Here is a 15,365-nt window from a genome sequence, read left to right on the forward strand (position 1 = left end):
CGCTCCCCAGAAACTGACAGCACCCCGGACACGGGCCCCGCTGCCCCCTTAGTCAGCGTGACAAAGATAATCGAGGCTCACGCATAGGTTCAGGCGGACGCCGCGGGCAGCGGCGCCCGCCTGTGTCGCCCATCTCAGGCTTTATAGCCCGAGGGCGGTGTGAGCACGCCGCGCTCGATGAGTTTCTCGATATTAGCGGCCCGCGTTGCGTCTTCCCGGGCGAGCCATCCCTCGCTCGGCGGCGCGTCGAGGTACTGGTTCTTCGGATAAATCGGGTTGTCATAGATGACCCGGTACTGCTCGGTGCGCAGGTCCTTGAACTGGTTGTACAGGCCGTTGGCGACCCTGGCCCGGCGGAGCGCTTCGATGTCGATTGTGGTGCAGACGAACGAGTCGCCCGAGGTCCAGCCCTGCTGTTTGGTGAGGATCTGCCCGCGTGGACCGACGATCATGGACTGGCCGCCGAACAGGTCCTGCATGCTCCCGTCGTCGCGGACTTCGGGCCCCAGGTTCGGAGCGACGATGTACGCCGAGTTGAACATGGCGTGTGCCCGGTTCTGCAGTTCCCACATGCCGTTTTGGACGGCCGGCTCGATCAGGGTGCCCCGGATAATGATCTCGGCGCCGTTCATCGCGAGCCCACGCGGCACCTCGGGGTAGACACCCTCGTGGCAGATGGCGTACCCGATGTTGCCGATCTCGGTCTTAGCCACAGGGAAGATGGCGTCCATTGCGTTGCCGTTTCCCTTCTTTTCAATCCACTCGTCCCACACGTCGTGCGGGTTCATGTTGCCGAGCATGCCGCCTTCGTAGGCATCACTGGTGGCCTTGTAGCGCTTGTAGATGATCTCGCCCTGCGGATCGATGATGAAGGCGACATTGAAGTGGCGGTCCGGGAAGTCCTCGTCCTTGACCATGTACAGCTCGGCAGCGATGTAGGTATTGAGCTCCACGGCCTTCTTCGCCAGCTCGTCCGTCTCCGGACCAGGGATCGTCACGGCAAAGTGGGCCTCCTTCTTACGGTTCCCAGGCGTGTTAGCCATCATGCCCTGGATCGCCATCTCGGGCAGGACTACCAGCTTGACCGGAGAGCCTTCCCAGGCGCCGACCATGACCGCCGTGTCGATGAATTCGTTGATGCGCTTGACGTTGGCGACGCCGTCGCCGGGATTCTTCACATTGATTGTCCGCGGCGAAACCGCAACGACGACAAATGGATCGACCATTGTTTTCCTTTTCGTTGATGTTGATATCCGGTTGTTGAGGCGAGGTCAGGACGCCGGCTGGGGCGTGTGCGCCAGTGCTTGGATGGATTCCAGTACGGCGACGTCCTGCTCGGTCGTCCCTCCCGAGACACCTATCCCGAGCGAGGAGCCGTTCTCGAGGGTGACGGGGGCGCCGCCGCCGAAGGGCAGCAGCCGGCCGCCGCTCGCCTCGATCAGCCCGAACAGTTGTTGGCCCGGTTGCACCAGCGGCGCCAGCGCCGCGGTTTCGAGGCGCATCGAGATGGCGGTGTACGCTTTTCGGGTGGCCATGTGGATAGCGAACTCCGGGGCTCCCTCCATCCGCATGAGCAGGACGAGATTGCCGTGTGGATCGACCGCCGCCACGACACAAGCCGCTTCCAGTTCTTCCGCTCGCTTCTCCGCCTGATCGAATAGCGAGCCCAGTTCTCCGAGCATTGTTCTCCTTCCGGACCGCACACCGCGGTCCGTTGATTCGGTTCTTGTGGCCCTACTTGACGACGTCGGCGCGCCGGCGCTGCATGGTGACCGCGACAGCCCCCACAACGACGATGCCCTGGACTACGTCCTGGAGGTGCGGATCGATCGCCGCCAGCACCATCCCGTTCGAGAGGATCGCGATGACGAGGACACCGATCACCGTCCGCAACGCCCCGCCGATCCCGCCCGTGAGTGGGGTACCGCCCATGACGACCGCAGCGATTGCGGGGAGCATGTACGGCGCGCCCATATCCGGGCTCGCGCTCTGCAACTTGGCGAGCTGCAGAAGCGCGGCGATTCCAGCGAGCGTCCCTGCTGCGGCGAATGCCCACACCTTCACCCGGCGGACGGGAGCCCCGGCCAAGCGGGCAGTCTTTTCGTTGCCGCCGATGGCATACACGTACCGGCCGCCCCGCGTGTAGCGGAACACCAGGTGGACAATCACGAGGATCACGACCGCCCACAACGCAATGACGGGCACCCCTCCGATCGTGCCGCTGAACCAGACGAGCGGCCCCGCCGACATCAGCGTCACCGGTTGTCCTCCCGAGAAGTAATTCGCCAGACCGTTATAGACGAAGAACGAACCGAGGGTGACGAGGAACGAGGGCAGGCCGAGGAATGCGACGCCGAGGCCGTTGAGCAGTCCACAGATGAGGCCAACGATCGGCACCAGGAGCAGGAGGTTGTTGTCCCCCGTACTCTGCGCCAGCAGCGCGCCAGTGAATGCGCAGATCGCGAGGGTTGACCCGATGGAGAGGTCGATGCTGCCCATCAGGATGATGATCGTCGAGGCGAGCGCGAGGATCATGAGCACGGACGAGTCCAGCAGGATGTTCACCGCGTTGCCCACCGTCAGAAACTCCGGGGACATGATCGTGAACCCAATGATCATGACGATTAATGCGCCGACGGGAGCGAGGATGCTCCGGTTCTTGCTGGCCCAGTCGCCGAAGCCGGGGCGTGTCGATGAGGGGGCCGGCCCATGTGCGGCCGGCTTCTTAGTCGTTGTCAACTGCTGATTCATTTCTTCTCACACCATTCTGGAGACGAGGGCGGATTCCGAGGGTTTGGCGTCGACGGGCGCGGACACATGATCGGAGATGGCGCCGTCCCGCATCACGATGACCCGATTTGATAGACCGATGACCTCGAGCAGGTCATCGCTGATGAGCAGGATCCCGACGCCGGTAGACGCGATTTCCCGGAGAAGCTCATAGACCTGCTCCTTTGCGCCGGCATCGACGCCTCGAGTCGGATTGTCCAAGATAAGCAGGTCGACGCCACGCGCGAGCCAACGTGCGATGAGTGCCTTCTGCTGGTTCCCTCCACTCAGCGAGGTAATCGGCGCGCCGATCCCGGCGGTCTTGATGGACAACTTCTTGACGTATTCGTCGGCCTGCCGTGCCTCCAACCCCAGGTCGAGGAACATTCCCTTCTGCGAGGCGATGCGCGCGAAGGAGATATTCCCGGCCACGCTGAAAGTGTCGAGCAGTCCGTCGTCTTTGCGCTCAGGGGTGATGTAGCCGACCCTCTGGCTCGAGGTGTAGCGCGCCGAGTAGGAGCGAGGCAGCTCCTTGCCCTTCAGGTGCAGCACGCCTTCGGTGGTCGGCCACTCCCCATAGATAGCGCGGCCCAGCTCAGACTTGCCGGAGCCGAGGACCCCGGCGACGCCTACAATCTCACCGGCGCGCACCTGGAATGACACATCCCGGAACGCGTCGCCGTCCCCGAGTCCCGCGATTTCGAGCAGAAGCTCGTCCTCGGGCTCTCGCTGCAGGTTCTCCCGGTAGAACTGGTCGTTCCGGGCGCGACCGACCATCAGCAGGTGTAGCCGTTCCTCGGAGAGCTCGTTCGCCGCTGCCTGGGCGACGACCCCGCCGTCCTTCATGACTACTATCGTGTCGCTCCATTCCAGGAGTTCGGTGAGGCGGTGCGAGACGAAGACGATCGCGCTGTTGGCCTTCACCTTCTCGATCGTCTCCGCGAGGAAGTGAATCTCGTCGGAGGACAGCCCCGCCGTCGGCTCGTCGAGCAGGATGATCGGGTGTTCCTGGCCAAGCAGCTCGGAGAGCGCAAACGCCCGGAGGATCTCGATCACCTGCTGGAGCGCGAAGGGCAGCGAACCAACCGGCTGGCGCACATCAATCCAGCCGTGGTCGAACCGCTCTAGGATCGCCTCGGCGCGGCGGATCGCCGCGCCCCGTTGGATTACACCTCCCTTGGTGAGAAGGTTTTCGTGGCCGAAGAAGAGGTTCTCCCATACGGTGAGGTTGGGCAGGAGCGCGAGCTCCTGGAAGACCCTGTAAACACCGTTCGTCGAGGCCTGGTGATAGTTCTCAAAGGCGACCTCGCGGCCGCGGACTACGACACGGCCGGAGGTCGCGGTCTCGGTTCCGCTGACGATGTTCAGGAGCGTCGACTTGCCGGCGCCGTTCTCGCCGATCAGGCCGACGACCTCCCCTACTCGGACGCTGAACGAGACTCCGTCCAACGCCCGAACTGGGCCGAACTCCTTGGTGAGTGCCCTCAGTTCGAGGAGCGGCGCGTTGGCGCGTGCCAGATCTGGACTTTGCATGAGTGTTGGTGCTCCAGTTCGGTGGACGGAAGGGGAGGTGTCAGAAGCCGGTCAGGTCGCGGCCGCCCTCGCCCTTGCATAGCTTCCGCACGTTGGCGAAGGGGTCGGTGTTAACCCGCTGGGAATATGACTTCGCAACGGCCTCGATCCCGGCGGCCGAGGCCGCATTGGTGTACTTCGCCGGCAGCTCATAGCCTGAGGGCTTCGGCTGGAGCAGGGTGTAGTACGTCTCAAGGTCGATCGGCGCGAAGGAGTTCTGTGGGTCCCAATCGTTAGGGTGCAGGGCTCGCGACATCTTCACGTAGTCGAACGGGAAGGCGCCGCCGTACATCATCTTCTTGTACGCGCTGGCCGCCTCCGGGGTATTGATCACGAAGGTGCCGAGCCACATCATCCGCTCGAGAGGGTCCAGGGTCACACCGGCGAGTGCGTCGAACACCTGAACCGTCAGCCACCCCGCCGCGAACCCACCGTGCTGCGCCCAAGTGGCCAATGCACGACCGCTCGCGATTGCGTCGAGCATGTCCGGGATGCCGTCGATGCCCGTGACGAGAACGTCTTTGCGGCCGCGGGCGGAGAGAGCTGCGAGCACGCCCATCGCCTCGTCGTCGTTCTGGCAAAAGACTGCCTTGACGTTCGGATGCGCCGTGAGGAGCGCGCTGATAACCGGCTCCGTGGCGCCACGATTGAACTTTCCCGGTTCCCGAGCCACGAGCTTGACACCGGGGAACTTCTTAAGAGCCCGGTCGACGCCCTCGGTTCGGAGGAGGTCGGCCGTGTTTCCCGGCACACCGGTGATGTGGATCAGCTCACCCTCCCCTCCCATCGCATCGAAGAGGACGTTGGCTACGGCCTGTGCACCGGCGACGTCATTGGGGGCAATGAACTGAACCCATTTGTCACCGATATCGAATGGCGTGAGCCACGGAGCGACGTTCCACGCGTTGGCGACGACCGTGCCATTCGTCTGCGCGGTTGAGAGCATGATTTTGGAGATCCCAGGGTCGGAGACCATCGAAGTCATCCCATTGAAACCCCGGGTTGCCGCGCTGCGGAAGATGGTCAGTGCCTTGTCGTTATTGGAGTTGTCCACCTGCGCCTCGTTCGTCATACCGAGTGCGCGGGCCGCCTCATCTGAGCCCTGCTGCCAGCTGTTGAAGAAGGCGTTGTTCGAGCTGAAGTACTGGTTAACGGTGCGCCAACCGTTGCTGCGAGGATCGCCCGCCGCGAAGGACGAGGCAGCAGGCGTGGGACCTCCGCCGCGGTTGCAGGCGGCGAGTGCCGCCGTCACAGCAGCGGCTGCGGTCCCAGCGAGGAGGTTGCGACGGGTGAGAGTGAGTGCCGAGTTTGCCATGGTTCTCCATCCAGGGGTCGTCATTGACGTTCGATTGAGAGCTGGGTGGCCACCTGTGTGGAGCCGAGCAGCTGGTGTCCGGCGATGCCGGGCCTGGGCGAACCGGCGAGCACATTGTTAGCGCTCCCTGAGGTTCTATGCCCGTCGGGATGCGATTCCCAAACAAGTTCGCGCCTTGTGTTAGCGCTAACACAAATATAGGGGCCAACCCCGTTTGAACGCAATACCCTTGTGATACTCCTGCGAAAATAAGGGATTCTTTGGAAAAAGACAGGGTGGCATGAACGATACAGTTCGGTGTTAGCGCACCAACGCGTGCGACATCTCGCTCACAGGGGTGCCTTGTCTGGCCTGGATTGCGCCACCAAAATTATGTGTTTTGGGTGGCAGCACCCTGGGGATGTGGCGCGGGTGGAGCTGCTCCGTACAGCAGGTGTCGCTGGGATTGGCGTTCGGTCTACCTCACGCCCCTCCACCGCGCCGATCAGCTCTTCCATACTCATAAGCGCCAATGCGGGTCCATGCGGGCCGCAGGACCAGGCGTCAGTCACAGCTGATGGCAGGATGGCCCAAGGCGCAGGCCACCGTGACCGGCAGCACCACGGGCTGGACCAGGCGCGGGTTGCTCCAGCCGAAACCTCCGCCACTACCCCCCTGCCAGTTCACCGATCCGCAGGACACCCTCTTCATGGGCAAGACCGAGATCTCCGGGGTACAGCAACCCGGTGCCGTGGACGCTGATCGAGGTGGCCGGGTCGGTCAATTATTCGGTGTAACTGCGCCCGTCCGCGAGCGCAGCTCGCGCCGGGAAACGGAGGTGATGTCCACGCCGTCGAGCGTTATCCGTCCCGCATCAATCTCGTAGAACCGCATCATCAGGTTCACCAGCGTCGTCTTCCCGGCAACGAACACGGGAACCGGATGCCGCGAGTGACGATGGCCTGAGGGTTGCCAGGCGTGGGTCAGAAACGCCAGAAACGACCGTCGCTGGCCTTGGGGGCGGAGGGAAGCCGGGTGCTGTTCTCACCCGGCTTCCCTCCGTCTTGCCTAGTTAATGGGTGGCGCCCCTAGGTTCGTCCTCGACGTCCTGAGGTGCCTTGAGATCCATCTCGAGCAGCGGCACTACTTTGGACTTGGTGCTGTAGCGGTGACCCAGCCATAGAACGAGGAAGACCGGCAACCCGATGTAGGAGGAAAGCACCTCCGCGGACCGTCCGGCAAGCACAGCCTCGTAGTTCTGTCCTGCAATGACCAGTATGAGCAGGGCGAAGGCCAGCAGCGGGCCGATGGGGAACAGAGATGCTTTGTATGGCAGGTGGCTGACTTTGTTTCCCTGGGCCAGGAAGCCGCGCCTGAAACGGTAGTGGGAGACCGCGATTCCCGCCCAGACGATAAAGCCGCACAGGCCCGACATGTTCAGCAGCCAGGAGTAGGCTGCACCCTGCCCGACGATCGCGGAGAGGAACCCGAAGAGTCCCACGGCCGCCGTCGCGAGCAACGCCGCGATCGGCACACCACGCGCATTGGTTCGGCCGAAGATCTTCGGGGCCATGCCGTCATGGGCCATGGCGTAAAGCATCCGGGTGGAGGCATATAGTCCGGAGTTGCCCGCGGACAGGATTGCTGTCAGGATCACGGCGTTCATCAAGGCCGCCGCGAAGGCGATTCCGGCGCGAGAGAAGACCAGGGTAAAGGGCGATGAGGCAATATCGGACTCACCGGAGGCCAGCAGGCTCGGATCGGTGAACGGGATGAGACAGCCGATGATAAAGATGGCGCCAATGTAGAAAAGCATGATGCGCCAGAAGACAGTGCGGATGGCCTTCGGCACCTCGCGGCGCGGGTCCTTCGCTTCGCCTGCAGCGACTCCTACGAGCTCGGTGCCCTGGAAGGAGAACCCGGCAACCATGAAGACCGAGATGATCGAGACCCAACCCCCGTGGAACACATCGTCGCGGTTTTCCCAGTTGCTCAGTCCCGGAGAGTTATCCCCGAGGATGCCGAAAATCATCAGCACGCCAGCGATCAGGAAGAGCACCACTGCACTGACCTTGATCAGTGAGAGCCAGAACTCCGACTCACCAAAGGCCTTGGCCGAGAGGGCATTGAGCCCGGTCAGCACCAGCAGGAAGAACCCGGCCCACACCCACCCTGGGACCCCCGGGAACCAGAAGTCCATGATGATTCCGGCCGCGACCAGCTCTGCGGCCACCGTGATGGCCCAGTTGAACCAATAGTTCCAGCCGATCGCGAACCCAAAGGACGGGGAGACGAAACGGGTGGCAAAGGACTGGAACGAACCGGCAACCGGAATTTTGGCCGACATCTCGCCCAGTGACTGCATCAACAGGAATACCATCAGCCCGACCAGCGCGTAGCCGGCCAACGCACCGCCGGGACCCGCCTGGGAAATGGTGCTGCCCGAGGCCACAAACAGCCCGGTACCGATCGCACCGCCGATGGCGATCATCTGCAGATGGCGGTGGTTCAGCCCGCGCTTGAGTTCGTTGGTGGATCCGCCGGTAGGGCGATCTGCCGCTATCGCAAGGGAGGACCCCTGTGTTTCATCGGGCTTGATTTCTTCGAGAGTTCCGATCGGTGGTGTCATGCAGCACCACCCTGGGATATCGTTTCGGTCCGGGTCGGGTTCCCGGTGCCAATAGCGGCTCGACCAGTGCAGGCTTCTGCGACTGCCATGTCGAGCAGATAGGCCGCCATAGTCCGATCACTTCTTTGTGTGCGGGAGCCAAGTCCCATGGTGCCTCCGAAAAGGTAGCTGCGGTGAATTGGGGCCTTCCGAAGCCCTCGGGCCGGGAAGGACGGTGATCAAGCTAACACAGGCAAAGGAAGCGACTTTTGGCGTGGCGAATGTTGCACGTCCGACGGGTCAAGTACTTACGCATAGGCGGTGGCAATCCAATCCGAGCCCAAGAGTTGCTGATTTGATCTCGCTCGGTGACTAAGCGGCTCTGATGATCTGCTATGGCGCGTTGGTAGACGGCGAGCAGCCAATGCCACTGAGGGCGCAGGGTGCAGGAGCCGAACCCCCATTCGTCCCGAGACCGCCGCCGCTTCATCGGTGATACGCCGCTTCTGGGGATGTCTTAAAAGCACCGACCCCAAGGTCAGACACAGGCATTGCGCTGAAGAGCAGTCCTCGAGCAAAAGTATCTCTTATGCAGTATGGAAGAACCCTTCACGGATGCTTACGCACTGCTAGCTTCTTCAGGAAATCCCTCAACGGAAGGAAAGAGCATGTCTGTAATCGCAAACCCTGAAGTGACAACCATCCGGGCAGAAGACCTCAGGGCGCTCCCCGCATGGCAGGCCCTGAAGGCAGCCGTCGTCGGGCTGCAGCAAATACAAGTGCAGGACGGTTCCGTTCCGGAACCCGCTGACCACGGCCAGGCCAGCCGGAATGTCGGCATCATTACGGACTCACTCAACGATCTTCGCCACCACCTCCCCCACGACACGGACTACCTTGAACTGCTCGTGCAGGACTTCCAGCGGTGGGCGTCCGAGGGCTTCGCCGTACCGGACTTCCACGACTCATTGGTAGCCTTCCACCCCGAGCAGTGGCGCATCGACGGGCTGCCGCACCTGGTTCTGTTTCCCATGTACACGCAGAACGGCAGCACGAACCGCTACTTCGAGGCCGTCCTCATCGAGGTCATTTGGCCTTCGTTCGTGGCTGACCTGGAGGCAACAAAATACTCCAACAAGCTGTTCGTCCCCATCAGCTTCATCGATTTCACGCCCGGCTATGACACAAACTCCGCAGTTCTCTTCCCCGAGAGCGTAGCGGTCCGGAGCACCCCTTCCTTCACGTGGGGCGGTATCTTCGCGGACCGCGAAGCTGCCCGGTTCCGTCGCGTCCTCAAAGCTGCTACGGACATCACTTCCCTGGACCTGCCGGCTGACGCCGCAGAATTCATCGACGACCAACACCTCACGGAGAAGACCTTCGTGATGTGGGATCTGATCCATGACCGGACCCACATGCGCGGTGACCTGCCCTTTGACCCCTTCATGATCAAGCAGCGGATGCCGTATTTCCTGTACTCCCTGGAGGAGCTCCGGTGCGATCTGACCGCCTTCCGCGAGTCCGTCCTCATCGAGCGGGACGAAACGGCTTCCGAGGACGCGCGCAAGCACGCCAAGCTGGTCCAGTACGCCGTGATCTTCGACCGCATTTTCCGATTCGCGATTACAGGGAACAGGGTCCGTAACTACGACGCCGTGGGCGGCCAATTGCTGTTCGCCTGGATGCACCAGCACCGGGTCCTGCACTGGACCGATGGAAAGTTGAGCATCGACTGGACGGACGTCGCCGGCGTGGTCGTCGGGCTGGGTCTCCGCATCGAGGAACTCTACTGGCGTTCAATCGACCGGCCGAAGACCGCACACTGGCTGGCTGCCTACGAGCTCGTCTCGGAAACCCTCACCCCCCACCCGGCCTCCGTATGGGCCAAGGGACCGGAGGCCCTTCCGCTGAACGGCCCTCTCCGGGATCTGACGGACCAGATCCTTGATGACGAATTCCCCCTGTCGATGTTCTACGAAGCACTGGAGAAGAAGATGCGCCCTGTTATTGACTCAACTGCCGGGATCACCGGGAAGAGCCCTGTGAAGACTGAGGGCGAGGCGGGCGCATGAGCCAGGATCTCTCAGGACGTACGGTCGTCGTCGCCGGTTCGACAAGCGCCGCAGGCGTCGCGGTGGTCCATACCCTCTCGCAAGCAGGGGCACGCGTGGCCGCCGTGGACATCCTTGAGGATCGCGTGCAGGAGCTCGCGGTCGCGTACAACAACGTCACGGGCTATGTCTGCAACCTCGCGGACCTGCAAGCCGTTGAGAACTTGGCGACGTCTGTCCGGAACGATCTGGGTCCCGTGGACGGCCTTATCCATCTTGTAGGTGGGTGGCGGGGCGGTACCGGAATTACCGGCCAGACGGATGAAGACTGGGACTTCCTGCACACCAGCGTCCTCACCACCCTGAGGAACACCAGCCGCGCTTTTTACGATGACTTGGCTGCCTCCCCTGCGGGCCGCCTGGCCGTTGTTTCCGCACAGTCCGCCGCCTCGCCGACAGCGGGCGGCGCCGCCTATGCCGCCGTCAAGTCCGCCGCCGAGGCATGGACCCTGGCCGTGGCCGACGGATTCCGGCACCTGCAGGGCGGAGATGGAGGCCCTCACTCCGCTCAGCACTCAGCCGCCCTGGTCTTCGTCGTCAAGGCTCTGGTCGACGACCGGATGCGCGCAGCCCAGCCGGAACGGAAATTTCCGGGCTACACCGATGTCAGTGTCCTTGCCGACGCTGTACAGCGGATCTTCGGCCTGGAGGCAGAACAGATCAACGGGCGGCGCTTGCCCCTCACGGCCGGCCACCTCGTGGGCGCACCGGCATAAGCGTCAGCGTTGAAACCAAAGCAGGCGTCCCGCAGGTACTGGCCAAGCGCCTGCACGACCCGCATACCTGCAGCGGGCGCGGTCTCAAAAAGGCCGCGCCCGTTCCCTAACCCTCCGCCACCGGTGCCGCGAACTGCGCCTCGTACAGCCGCCCCACCGGCGCCGTCGGGCGTAACTACCGCCGCATCGCCTCGTGAATCTGCAGCGCGAACCACAACTGTGCAAGCGTGGACGTTTCACCCATGTCCAACCCCGTCAGCTCACCGATTTTCCGTATCCGGTAGATGATGGTTTGCCGGTGCGCGAACAGGGCAGCAGCAGTCTTTTGCCACGAACGCTGCGAGTCCAAATACGTCCTCAGCGTGACCATCAGATCGCCTTCCTGGCTCTGCTCGTATTCAAGAATCGGGCCCAAAAGGCGCCGGACCAGGGCGGTTCCTTCCTCGAAGCCGGTCAGCCCCAGCCACGACGGACCTTGCGCGTACCGGGCCAGCCCCAGCTTGTTGGCCCGGGCCGATCCCAGCGCCCAGAGGGACTCCTGCAATGCCCGCTGGATGCCGGCAACCGTCGTCGGGGCGCTGATGCCCATCGCGGCACTGGACCCGGCACAGTGCGCCAGCACGTCGTCGGGGACATCCGCCGGAACCACAACGTGAAGCCTGTTGTTCCGCCTCAAGGAGGCCGCTGAAACTCCGTGACGCCAAAGTTCGATGTGGACGTTAGCCAGCTGTTCGCCGTCGTCCGCCGAGATCGAGGCGATCATAAAGGCCTGCGCCGGGACGTTGAAAGCCGCCAACCGGCTTTCCATCTCCGCCGTCCCAAGCCGGCCTTCCATTGCCTGCAGCAGGAACTCACCCGCCAGCCGATGCTGCCCTTCCAGCGACAGGACAACGCGCGACAGCTGGAGTCCCAGCACGGTTGCCGCATGCAAAAGTACGACGGCGTCCGGGTGCGGTTCGTTCCTGGGCAGCACCACGAGGAGCGCGTTGGCGTGCGTCGGGATGTCCATGGTCAGCACGTGGCGGCCCCTGACCCGATGCCACTGGAAGTTCTTGCCCGCCAGGGACACCTGCCCGGAGAGCGGCGCCCACTCGTCCGCGAGGAACCCCGGCAGTGATTGCCCGTCGGGATGCCACGGGTGAAGGCATCGACGATCCACCACGAAGAGTTCAGCGTCCAGTTCCGTCGCCAATCTTTGGACGAGGCTCTGCCAATGGTCCTCGGAGGCCCCCGCTGTTCTGAGCAGATCGTAAACGCGGGCCGTCTGCCGCAGGCGGCGGGACTCTTCGAGCAGGGAAGATTCGGCAACCGAGCGGGCGATCGCGATGAACGGCAACGGGTAGGGGATGTTGATCAGGGGCAGCGGCAGCCGGTCGCAGGCGTCAAGGAACTCCGGAAGCAGCGGGGGCGCATGCATTTTCTCGCCGATGGCCAAGGCGCTGGCACCCGAATCCATCAGGGCCTCTGCGAGCGCCACCTGCCCCGGGGCATCGGCGGGGATGGACAGGCCGTTGGTCATCATGAGTTCCCCGCCGGTGACCCATTCCCACAGCCGGGGAAGGTCGGAGGTGTGGGCCCAGGTGATGCGGTTGTCCCGCCCGGCCGCGCCGGCAATGAGGGTAAGCCCCAGCTGCGGTTCAGCCACGAGCTCGGCCACGGTAATTGCCATCCGATTCCCTCCTGGTTCCTTGATTCCTGCCTGCTGTAGCGGTGCTTAGACATTCGTCTAAACGCCTCGACCATTTGTAGTCAATGTAGCGCTATCCGCGGTGATCCGCGTCACCAACAATGGAATTACTTAGTTCCCGCTCAACGGCGAGCACCCCTCAACCCAAGGATCCGGCATGACAACGCACAAGCCCATCGGCCCTGTCGACGCAACCAAAGTCCCCCGGTATGCAGGCCTCGGCACCTTCGCCCGCCTCCCCCAGATTGACCGCGTCCCGGACTACGACATCGCAATTGTCGGTGTACCGTTCGACGGCGGAACCTCCTTCCGGCCCGGCGCCCGTTTCGGTCCTGCCGCAGTCCGCGAGGCCTCCCGCCTCCTGCGCCCCGGCTACCACCCCGAGCTCGACGTAGAGCCCGTGCACGAAGCCCAGGTTGTGGATGCCGGTGACATCGCGTGCACTCCCTACGACATCACCCGGGCAGTCCGCGAAATCGAGGAGCAAGCGTTGCCCCTGATCAGCGAGGACCAGCGGCTCATCTCCATCGGAGGCGACCACACCATCGCCCTTCCCATGCTGCGGGCCCTGAACAAGGTCCACGGTCCGGTGGCTTTGCTGCACTTCGACGCACATTTGGACACCTGGGACACGTACTTTGATCAGCCCGTCACGCATGGAACCATCTTCCGGCGGGCATTTGAAGAAGGCCTGCTTGTGGAGGACAAGTCCATGCATGTGGGCATCCGCGGACCGGTCTATGACCGCAACGACTTCCTCCGCGACCACGAATTCGGATTCCAGATCATCCGCTGCTCGGACCTGGACGTCATCGGTGTTCCTGCGGCCATCGCCCAGGTCAAGGACCGGCTCGGCGATACCCAGGTGTACGTCTCCATCGACATCGACGTCCTGGATCCCGCCTTCGCACCTGGCACCGGAACGCCGGAGATGGGCGGGCTCCATTCCCGCGAGCTCCTTGCCCTGCTCCGCGGACTGAACGGCATCAATATTGTGGGCGCCGACGTCGTGGAGGTCGCACCGGCCTACGACCATGCGGACATCACCACCCTGGCCGCGGCCACCCTGGTCTTCGACCTTCTCGGGCTCATGGTTAACCGCAGCAAGGCCACCTCTGTCCGTGAACTTCAAGAAGCCACGTGGACCGCATCATGAGCCCCACTGACACTCCGGCAACAGAAGTACCGCGGCTCGAAGACAAGACCATTCAGCCCATCCCGGCCAACGAACGCCACGGCAAAGCCCGGGACCTCTTCACCATCTGGTTCGGCTCCAACATCATGATCATGACCATCGTGACCGGCGGACTTGCCACCACGGTGTTCGGCCTCGGCTTTGTGCCGGCGATCGTGGGCATCATCATCGGCAACGTTGTGGGCGGCATCTTCATGGCGCTGCACTCCGCCCAGGGCCCGCAACTGGGCGTGGCACAGATGATCCAGACGCGCGGCCAGTTCGGCTCCTTCGGTGCATTGTTGATCGTGGTCATCGTGGTGGTCATGTACGTCGGCTTCTTCGCCGCAAACCTCGTGTTCGGTGGCGAAGCAATGGCCGCAGTCAGCCCGGGCATCAGCGTTGACGCGGGCATCATCATCATCGGCGTTGTCAGCGTTATCGCCACGATTTTCGGCTACAGGCTCATCCACGCGTATGCACGCATCCTGAGCGTCGCAGCCGGTTTGGCCCTGCTGCTGGCCTTCGGCTGGATCCTCGTGGTCCACGGCCTGCCAGCCAGCTTCCTGGAGCAAGGCAACTTCAACTGGGTGGGCTTCATGGGGACCATCTCCGTCTCCGCCCTGTGGCAGTTGGCTTACGCACCCTACGTCTCCGACTACTCCCGCTACATGCCGCATGGCACAGGATCCGGCCCTGCGTTCTGGGCTTCCTACTCGGGCTGCGTCCTGGGAACCCTGTTCCCCATGATCCTTGGCGCGCTGGTAGGAACGCTCGCCATGACCTTGAGCGCCGGCGACGTGGAGATCGTTGGCAGCCTGGGCGCGTTGCTTCAGCCGTGGACCCTGATCATCGTCGGCATCTTCTGCCTGGGCGTCGCGGCGTCGAACGCCATGAACCTTTACTGCGGTGTTCTTTGTATCCTCACCATCGGGCAGACGTTCAGGCCGACCTGGCTGCCGCGCGCCAAGACCCGCAGCATCGCTGCAGTCATCGTCTTCGTTGTCGCCGTCAGCATCGCCCTGTTCGCCCGCGACAACTTCATCCTCTTCTACACCAACTTCCTGTCCTTCCTGATGTACGTGCTGGTTCCCTGGACGGCCATCAACCTGGTGGACTATTACCTTCTGCGGCATGGCGACTACCGGGTGGAAGACTTCTTCAAGCGCGACGGCGGTGTGTACGGACGGTTCAATTGGGTCGCCATCGGCTCCTACCTGGCAGGCGCCCTGATCCAGGTCCCGTTCTCCGCAACGGCCGTCTACACCGGGCCGTTGGCCGCCGCGATGGGCGGCGTGGACATCTCCTGGATCGTCGGGCTGGCAGTGGTTGCTCCCCTCTACTACGTCGCTGCCCGCGTCTTCCGTCAGAAGACGGAACCCGCCGCCGTTCCTTCCCCTGCACTGACCCCAGACCTCATCTGAAAGCGAGCCA

The 15,365-nt window shown here is 63.1% G+C and carries 11 protein-coding genes and 1 pseudogene; 4 read left to right on the forward strand and 8 right to left on the reverse strand.

What is annotated here, in order from left to right; genetic code table 11:
- Positions 1-134: 134 nt before the first annotated feature.
- From JOE41_RS08475 to JOE41_RS08505, 7 genes and pseudogenes are all read right to left on the reverse strand, one after another.
- On the reverse strand, positions 135-1,226 hold the full coding sequence (locus JOE41_RS08475; RefSeq protein WP_209751994.1) for a nitrilase-related carbon-nitrogen hydrolase: 1,092 nt from the start codon (positions 1,224-1,226) through the stop codon (positions 135-137).
- Positions 1,227-1,271: 45 nt separating this feature from the next.
- Positions 1,272-1,682: a heme-binding protein gene (locus JOE41_RS08480; protein ID WP_209751996.1), complete on the reverse strand. Its 411-nt coding sequence runs from the start codon at positions 1,680-1,682 to the stop codon at positions 1,272-1,274.
- A gap of 52 nt (positions 1,683-1,734) precedes the next feature.
- A complete protein-coding gene (locus tag JOE41_RS08485) occupies positions 1,735-2,739 on the reverse strand; it encodes an ABC transporter permease (protein ID WP_209751998.1) in 1,005 nt (334 codons plus the stop codon).
- Positions 2,740-2,757: 18 nt separating this feature from the next.
- Positions 2,758-4,302 carry a sugar ABC transporter ATP-binding protein gene (locus tag JOE41_RS08490; protein ID WP_209752000.1) on the reverse strand — a complete coding sequence of 515 codons (1,545 nt, stop codon included), beginning with the start codon at positions 4,300-4,302 and terminating at the stop codon, positions 2,758-2,760.
- A 40-nt stretch (positions 4,303-4,342) separates the two neighbouring features.
- Entirely contained in the window at positions 4,343-5,656 is a 1,314-nt protein-coding gene (locus JOE41_RS08495) for a sugar ABC transporter substrate-binding protein (RefSeq protein WP_209752002.1), read from the reverse strand.
- A 774-nt stretch (positions 5,657-6,430) separates the two neighbouring features.
- Positions 6,431-6,559 (reverse strand): annotated as a pseudogene (locus tag JOE41_RS21115) (ATP-binding cassette domain-containing protein); the annotation flags it as partial.
- A 148-nt stretch (positions 6,560-6,707) separates the two neighbouring features.
- Complete coding sequence (locus tag JOE41_RS08505) at positions 6,708-8,264, reverse strand: amino acid permease (RefSeq protein ID WP_245200672.1); 1,557 nt, start codon at positions 8,262-8,264, stop codon at positions 6,708-6,710.
- A 647-nt stretch (positions 8,265-8,911) separates the two neighbouring features.
- On the opposite strand from JOE41_RS08505, the gene JOE41_RS08510 reads away from it, so the two are divergent.
- Positions 8,912-10,315, forward strand: coding sequence for a DUF6421 family protein (locus JOE41_RS08510; protein WP_209752003.1), 1,404 nt, complete (start codon positions 8,912-8,914; stop codon positions 10,313-10,315).
- Positions 10,312-11,070, forward strand: a complete 759-nt coding sequence (locus JOE41_RS08515; protein ID WP_209752005.1) for an SDR family NAD(P)-dependent oxidoreductase — start codon at positions 10,312-10,314, stop codon at positions 11,068-11,070. Before JOE41_RS08510 ends, JOE41_RS08515 begins: the two co-directional genes overlap by 4 nt.
- Positions 11,071-11,245: 175 nt before the next feature.
- On the opposite strand, the gene JOE41_RS08520 is transcribed toward JOE41_RS08515, so the two are convergent.
- Entirely contained in the window at positions 11,246-12,739 is a 1,494-nt protein-coding gene (locus tag JOE41_RS08520) for a PucR family transcriptional regulator (protein WP_209752007.1), read from the reverse strand.
- 175 nt (positions 12,740-12,914) lie between these two features.
- On the opposite strand from JOE41_RS08520, the gene speB reads away from it, so the two are divergent.
- A complete protein-coding gene (gene speB / locus JOE41_RS08525) occupies positions 12,915-13,913 on the forward strand; it encodes an agmatinase (RefSeq protein ID WP_209752009.1) in 999 nt (332 codons plus the stop codon).
- Complete coding sequence (locus JOE41_RS08530; RefSeq protein WP_209752011.1) at positions 13,910-15,355, forward strand: cytosine permease; 1,446 nt, start codon at positions 13,910-13,912, stop codon at positions 15,353-15,355. Before speB ends, JOE41_RS08530 begins: the two co-directional genes overlap by 4 nt.
- Positions 15,356-15,365: the final 10 nt, after the last annotated feature.

The organism is Arthrobacter sp. PvP103, from assembly GCF_017833075.1.
Taxonomy (GTDB): domain Bacteria; phylum Actinomycetota; class Actinomycetes; order Actinomycetales; family Micrococcaceae; genus Arthrobacter.